The sequence below is a fragment of the Glaciecola sp. 33A genome (genome assembly GCF_002836745.1).
In the GTDB taxonomy this organism is placed as follows: domain Bacteria; phylum Pseudomonadota; class Gammaproteobacteria; order Enterobacterales; family Alteromonadaceae; genus Glaciecola.
Genome location: NZ_PJAR01000034.1, coordinates 14,624 through 33,292, shown reverse-complemented (window position 1 = coordinate 33,292; position 18,669 = coordinate 14,624). Strand labels below are relative to the sequence as shown.

Annotated in this window: 18 protein-coding genes; 11 read left to right on the top strand and 7 right to left on the bottom strand. The window is 39.3% G+C overall.

Annotated features, from left to right (window positions below):
• Positions 1 to 349: 349 nt before the first annotated feature.
• The 6 genes from CXF81_RS20270 (at position 350) to CXF81_RS06330 (ending at position 4,158) form a co-directional block, all read left to right on the top strand.
• A complete protein-coding gene (locus tag CXF81_RS20270) occupies positions 350 to 556 on the top strand; it encodes a transposase (RefSeq protein WP_369828654.1) in 207 nt (68 codons plus the stop codon).
• Positions 557 to 559: 3 nt separating this feature from the next.
• Positions 560 to 895 carry a hypothetical protein gene (locus CXF81_RS20265; protein ID WP_232771803.1) on the top strand — a complete coding sequence of 112 codons (336 nt, stop codon included), beginning with the start codon at positions 560 to 562 and terminating at the stop codon, positions 893 to 895.
• Positions 896 to 942: 47 nt separating this feature from the next.
• Positions 943 to 1,248 carry a transposase gene (locus tag CXF81_RS20260; RefSeq protein WP_232771802.1) on the top strand — a complete coding sequence of 102 codons (306 nt, stop codon included), beginning with the start codon at positions 943 to 945 and terminating at the stop codon, positions 1,246 to 1,248.
• A gap of 560 nt (positions 1,249 to 1,808) precedes the next feature.
• Positions 1,809 to 2,192, top strand: a complete 384-nt coding sequence (locus CXF81_RS06345; RefSeq protein WP_101180527.1) for a hypothetical protein — start codon at positions 1,809 to 1,811, stop codon at positions 2,190 to 2,192.
• Positions 2,193 to 2,410: 218 nt separating this feature from the next.
• Positions 2,411 to 3,256: a hypothetical protein gene (locus tag CXF81_RS06340; protein ID WP_157825510.1), complete on the top strand. Its 846-nt coding sequence runs from the start codon at positions 2,411 to 2,413 to the stop codon at positions 3,254 to 3,256.
• 509 nt (positions 3,257 to 3,765) lie between these two features.
• The gene (locus tag CXF81_RS06330; RefSeq protein ID WP_232771801.1) at positions 3,766 to 4,158 is read left to right on the top strand and encodes a DDE-type integrase/transposase/recombinase; all 393 of its coding nucleotides are present in this window, start codon (positions 3,766 to 3,768) and stop codon (positions 4,156 to 4,158) included.
• Positions 4,159 to 4,564: 406 nt separating this feature from the next.
• Here CXF81_RS06330 and CXF81_RS06320 read toward each other — a convergent pair whose 3' ends face one another.
• Together CXF81_RS06320 and CXF81_RS06315 are read right to left on the bottom strand one after the other, a co-directional pair.
• A complete protein-coding gene (locus tag CXF81_RS06320) occupies positions 4,565 to 5,524 on the bottom strand; it encodes an NAD-dependent epimerase/dehydratase family protein (protein ID WP_101180524.1) in 960 nt (319 codons plus the stop codon).
• Positions 5,517 to 6,308 carry a YggN family protein gene (locus CXF81_RS06315; protein WP_101180523.1) on the bottom strand — a complete coding sequence of 264 codons (792 nt, stop codon included), beginning with the start codon at positions 6,306 to 6,308 and terminating at the stop codon, positions 5,517 to 5,519. The genes CXF81_RS06320 and CXF81_RS06315 overlap by 8 nt, the downstream gene beginning before the upstream one ends.
• A gap of 423 nt (positions 6,309 to 6,731) precedes the next feature.
• On the opposite strand from CXF81_RS06315, the gene CXF81_RS06310 reads away from it, so the two are divergent.
• Complete coding sequence (locus CXF81_RS06310) at positions 6,732 to 6,923, top strand: hypothetical protein (protein ID WP_101180522.1); 192 nt, start codon at positions 6,732 to 6,734, stop codon at positions 6,921 to 6,923.
• 92 nt (positions 6,924 to 7,015) lie between these two features.
• On the opposite strand, the gene CXF81_RS06305 is transcribed toward CXF81_RS06310, so the two are convergent.
• The 5 genes from CXF81_RS06305 to CXF81_RS06285 form a co-directional block, all read right to left on the bottom strand.
• Entirely contained in the window at positions 7,016 to 8,365 is a 1,350-nt protein-coding gene (locus CXF81_RS06305; protein WP_101180521.1) for a mechanosensitive ion channel family protein, read from the bottom strand.
• A 1-nt stretch (position 8,366) separates the two neighbouring features.
• Positions 8,367 to 9,269: an acyltransferase gene (locus CXF81_RS06300; RefSeq protein ID WP_101180520.1), complete on the bottom strand. Its 903-nt coding sequence runs from the start codon at positions 9,267 to 9,269 to the stop codon at positions 8,367 to 8,369.
• Positions 9,266 to 10,162, bottom strand: a complete 897-nt coding sequence (locus tag CXF81_RS06295) for an acyltransferase (RefSeq protein WP_101180519.1) — start codon at positions 10,160 to 10,162, stop codon at positions 9,266 to 9,268. The genes CXF81_RS06300 and CXF81_RS06295 overlap by 4 nt, the downstream gene beginning before the upstream one ends.
• A gap of 117 nt (positions 10,163 to 10,279) precedes the next feature.
• Complete coding sequence (locus tag CXF81_RS06290) at positions 10,280 to 12,436, bottom strand: diguanylate cyclase (protein WP_101180518.1); 2,157 nt, start codon at positions 12,434 to 12,436, stop codon at positions 10,280 to 10,282.
• 127 nt (positions 12,437 to 12,563) lie between these two features.
• Complete coding sequence (locus CXF81_RS06285) at positions 12,564 to 14,330, bottom strand: diguanylate cyclase (protein WP_232771800.1); 1,767 nt, start codon at positions 14,328 to 14,330, stop codon at positions 12,564 to 12,566.
• 303 nt (positions 14,331 to 14,633) lie between these two features.
• On the opposite strand from CXF81_RS06285, the gene CXF81_RS06280 reads away from it, so the two are divergent.
• The 4 genes from CXF81_RS06280 (at position 14,634) to CXF81_RS06265 (ending at position 18,553) form a co-directional block, all read left to right on the top strand.
• The gene (locus CXF81_RS06280) at positions 14,634 to 15,776 is read left to right on the top strand and encodes an S-(hydroxymethyl)glutathione dehydrogenase/class III alcohol dehydrogenase (protein ID WP_101180516.1); all 1,143 of its coding nucleotides are present in this window, start codon (positions 14,634 to 14,636) and stop codon (positions 15,774 to 15,776) included.
• A gap of 11 nt (positions 15,777 to 15,787) precedes the next feature.
• Positions 15,788 to 16,645: an S-formylglutathione hydrolase gene (gene fghA, locus CXF81_RS06275; RefSeq protein ID WP_101180515.1), complete on the top strand. Its 858-nt coding sequence runs from the start codon at positions 15,788 to 15,790 to the stop codon at positions 16,643 to 16,645.
• A gap of 125 nt (positions 16,646 to 16,770) precedes the next feature.
• On the top strand, positions 16,771 to 17,241 hold the full coding sequence (locus CXF81_RS06270) for a hypothetical protein (protein WP_101180514.1): 471 nt from the start codon (positions 16,771 to 16,773) through the stop codon (positions 17,239 to 17,241).
• 220 nt (positions 17,242 to 17,461) lie between these two features.
• Positions 17,462 to 18,553 carry an alpha/beta hydrolase gene (locus tag CXF81_RS06265; RefSeq protein WP_101180513.1) on the top strand — a complete coding sequence of 364 codons (1,092 nt, stop codon included), beginning with the start codon at positions 17,462 to 17,464 and terminating at the stop codon, positions 18,551 to 18,553.
• Positions 18,554 to 18,669 lie beyond the last annotated feature (116 nt).

Genomic DNA, 18,669 nt, shown 5'->3' with positions numbered 1-18,669 from the left:
TGTTCAAATATGTATGAAAAACTTTTGCCATAAGAAACCATTGAGATTGGAAATTTTGATGGGCTGTTGCATCTCCAAACCAGTCATTTAGCCAGTCGTTAATTACGCCTCTTTTTGCCACACTTGTCTGCACACAATTCAAGGATGAACGAATGTGCTGGCAGTGCAACAGCGAGAGCAATATAAACGCCACTGACCAGAAACCACTTTACTTTATCAATTGATCGAACGGTACTATCCCGACTTTACCGCAAACTTAGCCGAGCAAGGCAGGTACTTACCTAAGTATGCTGAGCGTGAGTTTGATGAGTTCTTGCGTTGTGGTCGACTTGAGTGCGGTTTCTAGCGAGTGGTATGCGCCATTTCCACTCACATTGTGAGCCAAGCAGGCTTTTCCAATCAACAAGCAAAAACGGGGGCTGTTACCCTAATTCAACGTTTCGGCAGCGCCCTTAACCTAAACATCCATTTTCACATGCTTTTCTTAGAAGGCGCAATAAGTGAAAACGCATGGGGTGTCACAACATTTACCCGTATTAAAGCACCATCTCGGTGACCGGTGCAACACGACGACATGGTCGAGCTAGTGCATATCATTAGCCGACGTATTGCCCGATATTTAGAGAAAGTTGGCATAGTAGAGCGCGATATAGAAAACAGTTTTCTCAATTTGCCGCTAAATGACGAAGACAGTTTATTGCAGTTGCAAGGCGCATCGGTAAGCTTCCGCATCGCCATGGGGCCTCAACAAGGAAAAAAAGTATCTACACTACAAACCTTACCGACCAGCAATGAAGGTGAGTATGGACAGTTAGCCAATACAAGTGGATTTTCTCTACACGCAGTCACTTCGTGTCGAGGTAGTTCGCTAACGCGGATGAGCCTGACAAACTAGAAAGGCTATGCCGTTAAATCAGTCGCCCTGCCATTAGCGAGCAGCGCTTGAGCATAACCGACCATGGCAAAGTGCGCTATGAATTGAAAATACCTTATCGGGATGGCACTACCCATGTATTTTTTGACCCCATCGATTTTGTTGGCAAACTAGTCGCTCTCATTCCCCCACCTAGGCTCAACTTAACCCGGTTTTTTGGCGTATTCGCTCCCAATAGCAATCTTATAGCTCAGGTTACCGCTTCACAACGTGGAAAAAATAGTCCTCAGCTCGTTAAACAACAGGAGTGCGAATCGGATAAGTCTTATCACGCTAGGGGCATGACATGGGCCCAGCGCCTGAAGCTAGTATAAAACATAGAGGATGCATATATCAAAGGCTAGGATTAGCTATCTCAATAAAGAAGCCGTATGTACGCTCGCGACAAAATAATATAATTCGCTAAAAATTCTTGTGAAACAGGTGGAGTCCATATACGTTCATAGCCGAAAAAATCAGCGAACGTCTCTTGCTGGCAGTTTATTGACAATTGACATTTATACCTAAATGATGGGAACGCTCCCTATAAGTAGCTATTTGCTTTACATATTCACCAGAGCCACTCAAAGCTAGAGAAACGAAAAAAATTTAATTTTTAATTTTTTATTGACATTTTCAAATTATTAACGTAATTTTTTTATTCATCACATGAATAAGGAAATTCAATAAAAATTAACAACCAATTCAAAACTTTGTGCTCCCTAATTTTGCTAACTTCTTTCATTGCCAGTGTAACGGCTTATGGTTCTCTCAACGACGATGTAGAGATTATTTAAGTAATAGGCAGTATCCAAGGTCCGATGGTTATACTTTTGCATGCAGAGGGCCTGAATGTGCCGGTTCCGCTGATTCAATAGGAGACGCAATTAGGGAGATGCTTCAAAGAGCAACTCAAGTGTATCTTGAACAAGAGGAAACTAAAAATAATTTTTGTAGTAGTTTCGCAAGCAGACAACCAAGCGATTGTAGAGACCTCTTTGCACCCGCTTTGTTCTCAGGTACAAATCCCTTTATTAATTTTTCGGGCCCAAGTTCATGGATTATACCTGCAGCCACTAATGGGTGTGGAACAGGCAGCACATTTGAATCCATCGGGGCTACATTGGTCGACTTGTTCGATATGGGTGGGTTCAGCGGAGATGTCCATGAGCCGTCTGCAGGCTTTGTGTTCAAGAACTCATGCGATTCCCACGACTTATGCTATGGTGCACTTCGGGCAGCCAAACAACTTGCGATAATCAGTTCGCTGACTCCCTGAGACAATCATGTAATGGAAACCAAAACTGTCAAGGGTTCGCTGACATTTACACCGCCGCAGTGAGGCTTCAAGGTGAGGTTTCTTTCAGCAGAGCTAGATCTGACGGGAACCGACGCGTGCAAGCATGCCGCAAGTATAAGCAAGATCACGAAGCAAATTGTTCATCAAGTAGCGGTTCAGGTGGTCTTGGTTCTTCTTAAGGATAAGTTATGAAATTTGTGAAAGCTGCTTTTATTTTTATAGTTTTGATTGTTGCTAGCTATTTGCTTTTACCTACAATTATGACGGATGTTGAGGAGAGTGAAGGTGGGAATAAACTTGCATTTGGTCCTGCAGAAATCAGAAAGGAAATTGACAACTCAAATGATTTTGCTGATAGAAAAATTGAGACAAGTATTGTCGAATTAAAAAACACATTTTCAGTTTACATTGAGAGTTTAGAGCCAGAAATTGCAGACTACTATAAACAATTAAATAATGATTTGTTTGGTGCTTTGCAGTTTTCTGATAGAACAGAGTACGAAACACTTTTGATAAACGGCTTCCCGAGCGAAACTGAAGTAAAATTTTTAATCGATAACGAAGTATTATTTACATCAAATATGCTGTTTGCTGAAAGGATCAACTCAGTCGAAGCGAACTTAGATGGAAATATTTCGAGCAGTAATTTAAGAGCCGCTAATCTAGTTAGAGCAATAAGGAATTTGGAGCAAAGTGTTCAATATTATATCCCTCACTATACTTTGGGAGCGCCATTTCCAGTTAGTAGCGATTGGCCTAGCAAAACCAAGCCTGAACTAATAGATTCAAAAATAAAGGAATTGATTATAGCTCGAGCCGCAATCAATTCCGAGTACGCATTAGATAAACTTGCACTCGCTAGGTTTTTAGAGCTAAACGTATATGGTGAGGAACAGCCAAAGCTAATGCGTTCTGTTTTTGAACAAGTTTCGGAAGCGCAAGAACAACTTAAGTCAGAATATATTTCTCTTTATGTGAATGAAATGTACCCCGAAAACGCGAGCTTTTATAACAATATTATAAACGAAAAGTTACCGAAGTAACGACGAAGATGATTTTTCAGCAAAACGCTCAGTATCTGTCTCTTGGAAAAATAAAATGGATGTAAATCGTTAGTGTTTATTGTTTTACTAATCGGCGTCTGCATACACATATTTTGCGTACTGACATTCCGAACGTGCCAAAGCGGAACAGAAAGAGTTTCTTTCTTTTTGGGGTTGCTAGGTATCATAAGTTTACTCATTTTGCTTTTGGGAATGTTTGCTGGGGTAACCAATATTCAAGGAGTACATGGAAACTTGTCATTCTTCACTATTCTCTTGTGGATATGGATTGGAATAACAATGTTTACAGCATTCGCTATCATAGAAAAGCTATTCAGCAATAAAAATTCTCAACGAAATGAATAATACTAAATAAGACGCTATTACGTTTGTGCTTTCTTGACATTGGAGCTTGCTATCCGGCATGCGGCTCAGGTTAATATATTGGATTGCAATGGAGGGTACTGTCAACTTATCGACCTTATTCCAAATTGTGGGATAATCCGGATATGAAAAACACCAAAATGTACTCCGGATATCGCTACCCATCTCAGGTCATTAGCCATGCTGTATGGCTTTACCATCGATTTACCCTAAGTTTTCGAGATATCGAAGAATTATTGGCAGCCAGAGGGATCACCGTCAGCTATGAAACCATCAGAAATTGGTGTCTAAAATTTAGACAACAATACTGTAACCAAATAAGGAAAAATCGCGGTCAGTTAGGCGGTACATGGTTCTTGGACGAGGTGTTCATTAAAATAAATGGTGTCCTTTATTATCTGTGGCGGGCAGTCGATCAGGACGGAGATGAAATTGATATTCTGGTTCGGAAATGCAACTATTTTTATCCTGCCATGGCATCGTCAATAATCTGTTTCGACTTGGTCGACATCTTATGAAGGCCAGTAATTACAGAATGTTCCGTGAACGATCGTTTGATGAATGGGATAGGGTGAGTTGTATTCAAAATCCGACATAAGACGTTTAAAACTAGTTTTTATCGTCTAAATTCGATAAGTTGACAATACCAATGCGTTGAATGGTGCCTTTCCGTAATCAATCACAAAAAGTACGTGTTACCGAGTTATGACCGCAAGCAGGGCAAAAGTAGGCGCTCCCTATAACGGCAAATCGAGATCCGCAGCCTTTGCTGGAATAGTATGAGTCCTTTTGGAGCCTCCAGCTACCTTCATAGACATCGAAATGAAGCTGTTTCTTGGTTGGTGCCGGTTAAACTTGCGAGCGCTTCTATGCAACAGGCATTGATCTCGTTGGCAGTTGGCTGATTAAAGCTCACCACCGTGATTATTCGAGCATGTTGTAAGGGCTTGGATAATGCAATTTTACCTGTAGTTGGCTTATCGTTTGTTCAGCATCAATCCATTTTCCGTTGGCGAACTCTCTTGTATCAGGTGTAAATTGAGGATTGCGAATGCCTTTTTGTTGCGCGCACCATGTATAGTATCCTTCTCTCGTTGGGTGTTCTAAACTACATAAATTGGCTGCATAAAAATTGCATTCAAGCAAACTGTTTGTCATTTCCAATGAATCACTATCGTGTTTTTTTCGTTCTGCGTGTTGCAATACGGCACAAATAACTTGAATGACATCTTGCTGGTGGATCAAGTTAACCGGATTTCTACCCAACGCAATATTCGATTTTTGCGATAAAGTGGTAATAGGATGTCTGTCTTTTCCAACTAAGCCTGCAAGACGAAGCACAGAACAACTAAAGCCAATGGCACTCGTCGATGGAGTATCTGGTTGGGTGACTAAACACGCCTTAATAGCATCGCCCTGAGGCTTAGTGGCAGATGCCATCGCCATGTCCTTTAGATATAATTCTAGTTCAACATGAGCATTCCCTGAGGGTGTATTTGGAACTAACGCTGAATCATTATTTATTCGCCCTTCTAGTGCACCAAATACTGATGTCGTGCTAATAAAACAGATGTGGTGTGCATGGTGCAGAAGTATATAATCGAATAGCAATTTCATGCGCTCAATAAACAAGGTAGGTTCAAAACCTTTGCGACCCGGTGGGATATTAATTACCACATTAGCGTCTTGAAAAATATCCCAAGGAATTGCTGTTATGTCATTTTCATATAGGTCAAATAAGAGAGTTTGAATACCTTTACTGGCCAGGAATTGCGCTTTTTCTGAATTACGTGTGGTTCCGGAAACCGACAGGCCTGCACTTAAAAAATGCATTGCTAGCGGGCTGCCTAACCAACCCAGCCCAATGATAATATGTTTACGCATTCTTATTTTTAGTCACAATATCGACGTTGTTAAGGCCTTTAATTGTTTGCACTTTGCTTTCAGAATCATCAATCGTTGTTAGCATCTCACAAAGTTTTTTCGCTTCTTGTTCAATGTTCTTAGTGCGACCTTCAACTTTGGTTTCAATGTCTTTACCCATTTTTTCCATACGTCGTTCAAATGATTCCATTGAGCCCTCGCCATTTAGCATACTTTTACCCATTTGAACCAAAAATTCACCCATTGCATCTTCCATCACACGGGAGACTATTATATCAATTTCTTTTTCGAAATCGGGGCCAAGGCCTAACTCATTCTCTAGCTTTGCTGAGTCGAACGTAAGTGATCCAGGATTTTGATAAACATGATCTTTCAATTTTCCATATAAATCGTCTAATCTAATTTCTAATTGCGATGCAACTGTACTTTCAGCACCTAAAAATTCTCGCAAAACCTCGCTAACCGCATAATTGGCAATTTTTATACCCTCAGCTGCGACCGTCATTGCTTGCGGAATACTTTGTTCAACACTGTCGTAGTATTCTTTAACCCAGGTTGTTTGTTCTGATGAAAGTACTAATTTTTCGCCATTTAAATAGACTAAGTAGCTATCAGTGATCTTTACTTCATCATCTGTTTTTGTTTTAACGGTTAATGTCTTATCTGCAAAGCGTATCTCACCCTGTAAATTAATATCGCATTGGTTTGAGTGATATTGACCAGCGCCAACATTGAAGGCTATTAAGGCGCAAAGACTGATTGTGGTGGCTATTACTTTTTTCATTTCGGATAATCCTTTTGGTGATGCCATAGTTTAGTCGGTGTTTATAAATATCGCTATTAAAAGCGACAGGTCACTTTGTAATTAGCATTCTTTTTTATAGGTATGCGTATTTTTATTAATTAACTGTTCATAACTGCTTGTTTTAAATATAGCTCGAAAACAATTGACATGTTTCGAATTTATATGTGTGGGGTTAGCAAAGATTGTTCCCAATTTAAAATCAATATAAAAGTCAATAGTTTATGTTTTTTTAAGTTCTAAAGTAAGACATGGGTCGCTATTTAAATTAGCTTTTTACCTAACAGTTAGTGATATTGACCAAGATCAATTTTAGTACTAAACCAGTGGGTAGGATGTGACATTTTTGCAGATTAGTGCATAATATACGCGCTTTCGGCTTTCGGCTTTCAAATTAGGAATTTTATGAACGATATACTCAGCGGCTTTTTATTTGGTGCAACTGCAGTAGCGCTAGTTTTAGGATTATCCTGTATCGTTATGGCGTTTTTGACTGGTAAAACAGGTGCAGAAGGACTTCGTGAGAAAATTGAATATGGATTTATGGGTGTGTCAGGTTTAGCGATAACGTTTTTGTTAGCTTATGCAGCGGGTTGATATGAACCGCGGTTGAGAAGTCTGGGTTTAACACTCGCTGTCGTTGTTGGCAAAAGACGAATTAAAAGAGTGATACACAGACAAAAAACGCGCTAAGAGGCGTTTTTTTGTGGCTGCTCGTTATTACTAGAAATACGTTGGTAGGCGCGTAATTTAAAAACGGGCATTATTGCTAATAGGTGGTCAAAAATATCAGACTGAATGCGTTCATAGATTACCCAATCTTTTTCTTTACTAAAACAATAGATTTCCAATGGAATACCAATTTCGGTCGGCGGTAACTGCCTTACCATGCAAATTAAATCTTGGTTTACGAATTCATGACTCTTTAGATAGGCAGCTAAATAAGCTCTAAATGTACCTAAATTAGTTAGTCGTCGGCAGTTTAGTATATCTGTTTCCGCTATGTCTTTTAGTTTTCTGTCGTCCAATAATTCTTGTTTTTTACCTTTTAAATAGCCGTTTAGCAATTTCATACTTTCCCACTCGTCCAGCAACCCAGCATCAGCAAATCTAACAGAATGGATATCAATGTATACCGATCGCTTTATCCTTCTGCCACCAGACTCCATCATCCCGCGCCAGTTTTTTACTGCATCAGTGGTGAGTGCATAGGTAGGGAGCGTGGATATTGTTTTATCCCAGTTCTGGACTTTAACCACGTTTAACCCAATTTCAAGTATTTCACCATCAACTTCGTATTTAGGCATGGCAATCCAATCGCCTGTATTGAACATTCTATTTGCGGCAATTTGGATGCCAGCAACAAAGCCCAAAATTGTGTCTCTGAAAATTAACACCAGCACTGCGGCAATAGCGGTTAGTCCTGATAATAAAAATACCGGACTTTTACCCAATAATAACGACAGAATTAAGAATATGAGAATAAGCGTGAAGAGTAGTTTAGCGACTTGAATAAAACCCGTAATAGGGGCTTTTTTAGCCAGCTGACTTTTGCTGTATATGCTCTCTATTGCGGTTAATGAAGCACTTAATGTTCTCCACACAGTGAATAAAAGGTAAATGGCACTCAGGTTTGCCAATAAGCTATATATTTTCTCTTCGGGCCCAAAAAACAAACTGTATGTCGAATACACAATGATGCCTGGGACAATCCTAGCAAGACGTCTAAATACGCCTGCTTCTAACAAGCAGTCGTCCCATGTATTACTCGATTTAGCAACGAACCGTAGTACTTTAAAATGCAGGACAAACTTCACAATTAGAAACGCAATAATTGCCACAGCAAAAATACTACTTAACGCAAATAATTGATATGAAATACTACCGAGCTCTAGCTTCATTCCAAGATATTTGCCTGCTTCAATCAACAGCTCGACAAAATCAGCAACGACTTGGCTGCGCATTGGCTCTGTGACACCCTCTGTTACTGACGCAGTTGATGTAAAAATTAAGGATAAAACCGTCATTACATAATTCATTCTATTGTGCCTTCAACCCTTTCATCCAGGTTTTCATGCGTGTGTTTTTATTGACCCAAAGCTCATTGAGCCAAACTTGGAAGTTTTCTCTAAAGCCTGAGTTATTGAAGTAATCGCCAATTATCTGCTCATGCACAGGGTGAACACTGACATCTATTACAATATGTGTCATGTCGCCGCTCAACATATCTCGCATTGGGTGGTCTGCATTCTGTGGATAAGCAAGTGTAATGTCCAGTAAGTTGCTAAATTGTTCGCCCATTGATGCAAGTGTGAAAGCAATCCCCCCCGCTTTTGGGGGCAGCAAATTTGAAAATGGACTTTTACGGTCTTGGGCTTTAGCCGGCGAAAAACGTGTACCTTCAACAAAGTTAATAACGGACGTCGGACTATCTAAAAATTTAGCACAAGATTGTCGAGTTGTTTCTATATCTGTGCCTTTTAAATGCGGGTTTTTTTGCACAAAATCTTGAGTATATCGGCGCATAAAAGGCATATCTAGAGCCCAAGCAGCAATACCCACAAAAGGAAGCCAAATGAGCTCTTTCTTAAGGAAAAATTTTGGAGGTGAGGTATGTTCTGCACAAAAACGAATGAGTAATATAATATCTAAGTAGCTAATATGATTAGCTATAATTAAATACCATTTGTGTTTACTGAGCTCCTCATCCACTTTTACTTCAATATTTACCTTATTAAAAAATTTAATCATTCCAACGCTAAAAATGCTGAATGTAAAATAGAAAAAATGCATCAGCCTTAGCAATAATTTACTAACAATGTTGATAGGAATAATAAAGCGCATAATACCGAAACAAAAAATCATCATTCCCCAAAAGCCCAAATTAGTCATTTGTAATACAAAATGGATAGGAAAAATAAAATATGATTTTAACGACTTCATTTATTGTTTTGCTCCATAAACTCTAGCTCCCTGTCTTTTTTCCGCCACATCTGATTTAGCCATTGTTGAAATATTTCTTTTTGCGCCGGATCGTCAAAATAAGCGGCTGAAAAAATGCCTTTGTTAAATAAGTCTTCAATTAATACGGTTTGGATACTAACGTTTATTGTAGATACTTTCCCAGTAACAAAATCCCAATAAGTGGGTGTTCCACCAGGGTAGTGAATTGTAACGTCAACCAGTCGAGTTAATTGTTTGCCCATAGCACTTAATACGAAGGCGATACCACCTGCTTTGGGAAGTAGAAGCTTGGAGTAGACCCCACCTGTTTTGTGCCGTTTTTGTTCAGTAAAGCGTGTACCTTCAATGAAATTCATAACGCTAACAGGCTTATGTTGAAATTTTTCACATGCTTTTTTAGTGGTTTCTAAATCCTTTCCCTTCAAATGTGGATTTTTCTTTAAAAACGCTCGGCTGTATCGACGCATAAACGGAAAGTCTAGCGCCCACCACGCAATTCCTATAAAAGGCACCCAAATAAGTTCTTTTTTGAGGAAGAACTTTAAAAATGGGATCCTACGATTAAACACGCGCTGTAGTACTAAAATATCAACCCAAGATTGATGGTTTGAAATAACCAAATACCATTCTTTTGTGGTTAGACCCTCCAGGCCCTTAATATCAAAGCGAGTTCTAGAAAATATGTTTTGATTTATATTGTTAACACTTATCCATGCCGTTGCGCAGCCATCGAGCGGAAAAGAGACAAACTTTTGCCAAGATTTGATTGGTATTACCTTTAACAAGGATAAAATAACGATAGGTAAAACCCAGAAGACGGTATTAATAAAGTAGCACAATGCTGAAATACAGCCGTTTATAAAATAAAGCAATGCGGGCACGACCTAGTGTTATTTAATTTATTTAATTAAGTATATACGAACACAGGCTTTGTGCCGAAACAAATAAACCGTAAATTTATTGGTAAGCATCTTATAGAGTGCAAGAACCTACTCGGCGTCAATTGTGACGATGGACAATTGATTACGTCCGTTGTGCTTGCATTTATACAACTCCTCATCAGCTATATTAATCACTTCATGCAAGCTCAATAAACTATTTCCTAGTAAACTGCACACACCGATACTGATGGTAAAACTCACTGGGGTTTGCATGTCTTTAAGGTTCAACAGCATATTTTGCGTTTGTAGGCGAATATTATGGATCAGTTGATGGTGGGATCTAACGTCTTTTCCTGACATTAATATAATAAACTCTTCGCCCCCATAGCGACCAATGATATCGGTTTCACGTTTACAATTATCTTGCATTAATTCTGCGAATGCTTTGAGACATTCGTCACCGACTAAATGACCATAACTATCATTAATGAGTTTGAAGTGGTCGATATCAATTAGCGCTAAACTAATAGGCTGATGCAGGCGTTGATTTGTTTTAATTGCATTGTAGGCAATCTCATCGAATCCACTGCGATTAAGAAGTTGTGTCAATCCGTCTTCTCTTGCTTGAGCGGCAAGTTGCAAATTCATCTGCTCTAATTGATTGGTTTTTTCGGTGACCTTTTGCTGTAATTGTCCTTCAAAGTCACGTAATAAATTATGAGATTTTCTAAGTTTAACGGCAACTTCATTAATTTCTTGGCTCGATGTTGCGCCTTGTGTATTTTCAAAATTAGAAATGTAACTCTCAGAACTATTCTTTAATAACTTAACGAGGGGCGCGGTGATTTGTTTAGCTAACTTATGCGCTATAAATAGAAATAACAGAATAATACTGACGACCGTAGCCGCTAATACCAAAATATGACGACTGAATAGTTGTACGAGTTCGGCGGGTTGCTTAATGATATAAACTTTCCAATTAAAGCTGTTTTTTGCTAAGTGATAAGGATGATTTTTACCATTAATAGATAATACTGGAAAGTCTGGTGTGAACTTACTTTTGCCAACGTTAGCAACGTATTTTGCTAAAATATTTAAGCCTGTTGGAGCTGAAGCATAAATTACTATGTCTTCTTTGTCCGTAATAATGACGTAATCTGTTAGCAGAGTTGATTCCATTCTTTGATGCAACTTCGTTATAAATTGTAGATTCATTGCACCAAGCAGAGCACCTCGAAATTCATCATTGATGATTATCGGACTGGACATAGCAACCATGGGTGCTGCAATGATACCTCTACTCATCATCGCATTAGAAATAAAGGGCGTTTTTTTGTCGCGAGCATGAATAAAATAACTACGGTCGTTCACAAACCTGAGATTTTCTGGCAAACTTTTCACTTTGGCATTATATTTTGTTGGCGCAAAGAAGGCGGTGTAACCGTCAGCTCTTATAAAGGTCAGATTAAAAAAGTCAGGGTAATTAGATTGCGCATCTACCAAAATGTTTTTTCTAGTATCCTCATCTGAGACTCTTGACAATGTTCTAGCCAATTGATTTACAACCGCATAGTGTTCGTCTATAAAACGTTCTGTAGCTAAGCTAACACTATTGGCCTGAGCCCTCAAAATTTTAACCAGTTGTTCTTCATTGCGCACACTTGCTGTGCTAACCAATACAAAGGAGATGGTAACGAGAGGTAAAATCAATGTGAGCGCACTTAATGCAAATATATTAGACGATAGGCTTTTATTGACTGAATTTATGCGTTCAGAAATCCATCTGCTAGGAGTCAATAAATACAACAATGCCGCTAACGAACCATTAAATAATCCATTTAATCCTTGCATCACGGCAAATATAAAGCTGAATTCTTGACTATTGCCACCGCTTGAAAAGCTGTTTAAATTTAGCCAGTAAAGTGGACTACCGATAAATAACCAAAAACAAAGAGACGCCATAACAACAAAAAAACGTTTATGGGTAAGGTACGCAATAGTAATAAATTCGGCGAGACTGATAACAATATCTGTGAGCGGTTGGTCCAATATATACATTGAAAAAAGACTGAATGCGAGAGTAATGATGGACGCCCTAATTCCAAAACTAATCAATACATAAATGCACAGACCCATGCTCCAAGTTAGACTTAGCGCACCATAAATAGGTATTGATAAAAACAAGTTAGCAATGACCGCAAACACACCAAACAGCAGTCCTTGCAAGATACTTTCTTGAGTCTGTTTTTCAATTATATTGAGCATCTAATAGCTAGATTGTTCTTAAATCAATTTATGCAGCAACACTAGTCTTATTCAGATTAAAAGTCTATATTTTGCACATTTTACATTTAATCAATTAGGGGCTTAGCGTTGGTACACGAGTTTGTTGCTACTGGGCATATATTGAGATTTTATTTTTGCCGGTCCGTTTGCTTTTATACAGTTGTTCGTCCGCCGATTTTACCAATCCTTCGAAGCTCATCCCATAGTTGCTGCCCATGCTACTAACACCAATACTGATGGTCATTCTTACAATAATATCTCCGCTGTTTACTTTTGTTTTTTGTACTGCACGGTGAATTCTTTTGGTCAACTCATGATGCTCTTCAATATTACCACCACTCAGTAAAATAATGAATTCTTCGCCTCCATATCGACCTAGTAAATCAGTGGTACGTTTGCAAAAATGATTAAAGGTTTTAGAGATAGAAATAATGCAAATATCACCAAAAGGATGGCCATAGGTGTCGTTGATTAGTTTGAAATCATCAATATCAATGAGCACCATCGACAAGGGGATGTGATTGCGCACGCAATTACGAAAAGTCGTGTTGGCAAGGTCATCAAACCCACTTCGATTTAGCAGGTTGGTGAGTCCGTCTTTTTGCGCTAAATTGTATAATTGATTGTTTAACGTCGTCAGTTGCTTTGTTTTATCTTGTACTTGTAAGGTCAAATGCTGTTGAAAATTCAACATTATTTCACGAGAGTTAATTAACTTATCGGTGACCTTCATCATCTCATCACTAATCTCAGCCTCGCTTACCATATCTTCCGAAGCCGAACTGTCATTAAAATGGTTTGCCAAATTAACAAGAGGCAGTGTTATTCGTTTACTCAATTGGTTCGCAATAATTGCAAACACAACAAAAGTAATAAATAAGCATGCAGCTAGTATATAAAAGTTTTTTGAAATAACCTGCGTGACAATGCTAGGGGAAGTTAGTACGGTGATTGTCCAGTTATGCTGGGTTATGGACTGGTCGTAGAGGTATTTATTATTCTGAAAGGTGAGTTCCGGTATCTTGTCTATTAGTAAATTCTCACTCGGTTGATAACTAAATTGCGACAATGTCGCTAATTCAAGGTTTGGCGAAGCGAATAGAATCATATTGTTTTTATCTGTAATGACGTATTCGTAAAATACAGTCGCATCTAAAACAGTCTGTACAGGGAGCGAAAAACCAGACTTAGAAAATGCGGTTGCAAGCGTGTTTACTGTGGCTAAATGACTGTCAACAAACGCATCTACGACATACATGATTTGTTCGCCCTGTCTTGTGAGCGTGTTCGCTATATCTTGTTCTTTCTGAGTTGTATTTTGCCAAGTAAAAATTAAAGAAATAATAATTGTAGGTAATGTGACCGTTAACATGCAAAGCGAAAAAATAACAGTTGCCAACTTTGGCGGTTTTCCTCTGTATTTTTTATACACGTTTTTGATCGGCAAAAAGGAATAAATAAGGGCTGCTAAAGACGCTCCAAATATGCCGTTAATACTTAATGTTAAGCCCGAAATGATGAGCAGTTCTGATGAGGTTGCGCCTGTTAACATCAGCAATAATAACGTCAGCGGCACGCCAATAAATAGCCAATAAATGGCATCTGCTAGTAATAATGTTTTGCCACTGCGCAACATCATATGAACGACAAACGTTTCGCTGACTAATACAATAAATAAGAACGGATCGTCCAGCTTTATTGCCAATGCGGTTGCTGAAATTACTGAGGCAATGATGCCAGCATTGAGTCCTCGCGTCACAAGACACAAAAGAACCAATATTTGACCGAAATAAAGTGAAAAATAGCCGTAGAAAGGAATACTTAGGAAGTAGTTGGTTAGGGCACCAATAATACCAAAACCGAGCCCAAACAAAAAAATACCTGCTGAAAAAACAGATTCTGAATGCGGAGGGGACTGACTTACTAACTTTTTAATAACAAATCCCTTCTCCTAAACCGCGGTAAATATAAGCGCAAATCGAATGTTTTACGCACATTGATATTAATCCTTTCAGTATCGAGATCAAGAGATTGCGACAGTTTTATATGGATTTATAACCGTTTATGGCTCGTTTGTCTTATTTTTGTACAGCACTTGGTCATACAATTAGGTTTGATCTTAATCCACAAAGACTTAATACTCTATATATCAAAAAATTGCTATTGAGGAAAACCCATGGAACAAAAGTTTATCAAATCTAAAGCAGCGGTCGCGTGGGGGCCTAGACAACCGCTTGTTATGGAAGAAATTGATGTGATGCTGCCCAAAGCAGGTGAAGTGCTAGTGAAGATAGTTGCCAGTGGGGTTTGTCATACCGATGCATTTACACTATCGGGGGAGGATCCTGAAGGTTTGTTTCCAGTCGTATTAGGGCATGAGGGCGGTGGTATTGTTGAACAAGTGGGCGAGGGTGTAACAAGTGTTTCAGTAGGTGACCATGTTATTCCTCTTTACACTCCGGAATGCGGAGAATGTAAATTTTGTTTGTCAGGAAAGACTAATCTTTGTCAAAAAATTAGAGAAACTCAAGGTAAAGGCGTCATGCCCGATGGTACATCTCGCTTCTACAAGGATGGTAAACCTCTTTACCATTACATGGGGTGTTCTACTTTTTCTGAGTACACCGTATTACCTGAAATTTCACTAGCCAAAGTGAATAAGAAAGCGGCTCTGGACGAAGTCTGTTTATTTGGTTGCGGTGTCACTACAGGTATTGGTGCTGTTATGAACACGGCTAAAGTTCAAGCGGGCGATACCGTCGCTATTTTTGGCATGGGTGGCATTGGTTTATCAGCCATAATTGGTGCCGTTATGGCTAAGGCTTCAAGAATTTTGGTTATCGACATCAATGAAAGCAAATTTGAATTGGCTCGAAAGTTAGGAGCAACCGACTGTATTAATCCAAAGAAAGTAGATAAACCCATTCAAGAATATATTGTTGAGTTAACCGATGGTGGCGTAGATTTTTCATTTGAGTGCATCGGCAATGTAGACGTTATGCGAAGCGCTCTTGAATGCTGCCACAAAGGCTGGGGTGAGTCGGTGATTATCGGTGTAGCTGGGGCTGGTCAAGAAATTAGTACACGGCCTTTCCAATTAGTAACAGGACGGGTATGGAGAGGTACTGCGTTTGGTGGTGTTAAAGGTCGTAGCGAGTTACCCGATTATGTTGAAAAGTACCTTAGAGGCGAAATCGTCTTAGATGACTTTATTACGCATAACTTACCCATTGAAAAAATCAACCAAGCCTTTGATTTAATGCATGAAGGTAGGAGTATTCGCTCGGTTGTGCACTTTCAACCTAGCCCAAAAATATAACGGAAGTGGCGATGAAAAAATTATCTTCGAATAAAGTATTCGGCGGCGAACATGCGCAATATAGTCATTACTCTGACGCTAACAAGTGTGACATGACCTTTGCCATTTTTTTACCGCCGATAGCCTTGGGTAAAGGCAAAGAGGCACAGCGAGTTCCAGTAATATATTGGTTGTCTGGGCTTACCTGCAATGACCAAAATTTTATGCAGAAGGCGGGCGCTTTCCGAGCGGCCGCTGAGCTAGGAATTGCCATTGTTGCTCCTGACACTAGCCCACGCGGAGAAGATGTACCTGACGATCTAGACGGTGCTTTTGACCTGGGCTTGGGTGCAGGTTTTTATCTCAATGCAACACAAGCACCATGGTCAACCCATTATAATATGTATGACTATATTATAAATGAGCTGCTTCCTGGTGTTCAGCAAACGTTTTTTGTTAATGAAAATTCTGCAATATCGGGTCATTCAATGGGTGGGCATGGTGCTCTTACCATTGGTCTGAAAAATCCTGATGTGTTCACTTCTATTTCTGCATTTAGTCCAATTTGTAGTCCGGTAAACTGTGCTTGGGGTCAAAAAGCTTTTACACATTATCTTGGTGATGACCAGCAGACTTGGTTGCAATACGATGCTTGTCACCTTTTACAAAATGCCTTAAAACAAATTCCAATTCTAATTGATCAAGGCACCGACGATAATTTTCTGAAAGACCAACTACAGCCTAATAACTTAATCAACGTGGCACAAATGTCCGATTACCATCTGACGCTCAATATGCGTTCGGGCTATGACCATAGCTACTTCTTCATCAGCAGTTTCATTGATGACCACTTATCTTTTCACGCGACATGTTTGTTTGCCGGTGAATAATATAGGGATTATTTTGCGTATTTAATTCGATATCAAATCGACCTCAAGAATACCCATTTTAGGATTTAGGCCGACAGAAGTAAGGTACTATGTAGATCGTTTTTTAATCATTATTAGTGTGCAAAATGAAAATCAAACTAGGTTGCCTACTTACATTATTTCTTATTTCGACTGCTAGTTATGCAGTCGACTCTTTAAGTGATATCGACACTGCTAGTTATTACCCGAACGACCATAATCAACCCTCTCTCGTCAATAGTCGGACTGATCGCTACTTTACTGAATTTCAACTTATACTTAAAAACGATTTGAAATTAACTGGTCAATGGACACACCTTCACGATCCATATAACGACGGTTATGATGCTAGTAAAATATTACGTCCAGTAGAATGGAGCCTAGCCAATGAGTCACGAAGTTCAAGCGCTCGTGAGCTCGGAATAAATTGGACCGTGTTTGAAGGGTTGCACGCACATGCTAAAGTTCAGACTGTGAATGGATCGGCATGGATACCCCTAGTTTCAGTGCCCCGTTTTGTAACGCAAGAATCGGAGCGATGGACCTTAGCTGCTGTTTCGCTTGTTTATCGTTTTTAATGCCATGGCTAAACGCACCTTTAATATTATTCCAAAAGGCTTAATCTTCAACGGTTCTGCCGCATCATAGCGCTCGCGTTTAAGCGTTAGCCGCCTTGTATAGCAATCTGCTATCTAAAACACATTTAGAATAACTTCTTTTTCAACTGGCATCGGTCGAAAAGCTAACTATGCTTAAAAAGCAAACAAATCTATTCACTGATAACAGAAGGAATTGTATATGTACGTAGTCACTAATCGGGTCATTGGAAAAGGCAGAACTACAAAGGTATTTGGCCATACTCCAAGCCCAGCAGGCCCGAATGAACTCAGAATGCTTGAATTAAACAAAGTAAAAAATAAATGGAAAGTTTCTGAAATAGACGACAAATTAACGCAAGAGCAGGTAACTCAACTAAATAAAGAACATCACCTCAATTTCGATATTAAGGCTGATTGGCATGGTTCATTGCAAGTTGCATGTAACGTATTTAAAAGGGCAAAAGTTGAAAACAAGGCAGTTCTATTTTTCGTACACGGATACAACAACGACATAGATGACGTACTGAAAGCAGCAACGGAGTTGGAAGCATTATACGAGGTAATCGTGGTCCCTTTTACGTGGCCGGCTAATGGTGGTGGTGCTATTTCAGGCACGGCCTCATACTTAAGTGATAAGGCAGATGCAAGGGCCTCCTCCGGCGCGTTTAACCGATTTGTTGAAAAAATTCAGTTCTTTCATCGTGCACTTTCTGAAGCTAACGTAAAATCAATTAGGCAAAGCGTCCAACACAAATATAAGGATAAAGATAATCCAATGGCTGCAGCGGCCTTGTATGGCAATCTGGTAGACAAAGCCTGTAAGGTCAAAATAAACCTGCTGTGCCACAGTATGGGGAATTATCTGCTTAAACATTCATTGATGACCAGTGATAACAAAACCTCAGAATTAGTTTTTGACAATATAAATCTAGTTGCCGCCGATACTAACAATAAGAGCCATGCGAATTGGTTAGACAAAATAGACGTTCGCAACCGTATCCATGTGGTTATTAATGAGAATGATGCAGCACTAAAAGCGTCACGGGTAAAACCGGGCAAAGAACAAAGAGCGCGTCTCGGACATTATTTGAAAAGTCTCAACAGTGAACATGCGGTTTATATTGATGTAACGGAGGCCCATGAAGTAGATAGTGAACACAGCTATTATAAGGGAAGTGCGGTGAAAAATAATGCAGATCTAAAAGCACTTTTTAACGATTTATTTACCGGTTATAGTGTTGAAAAGAGACTCCCTTATTTTGCAGCGAATAATTATTTTAAGCTGGAATAGTCTGCGTTTAATGTTGCTCTTACTTTATGAGTTGCAAACAGCGGTATTTCTCATTAGTGGCTTGGTAATGCTATCATATGCCATCATTAATTCCTGTAATGACAAAATCGGACAGC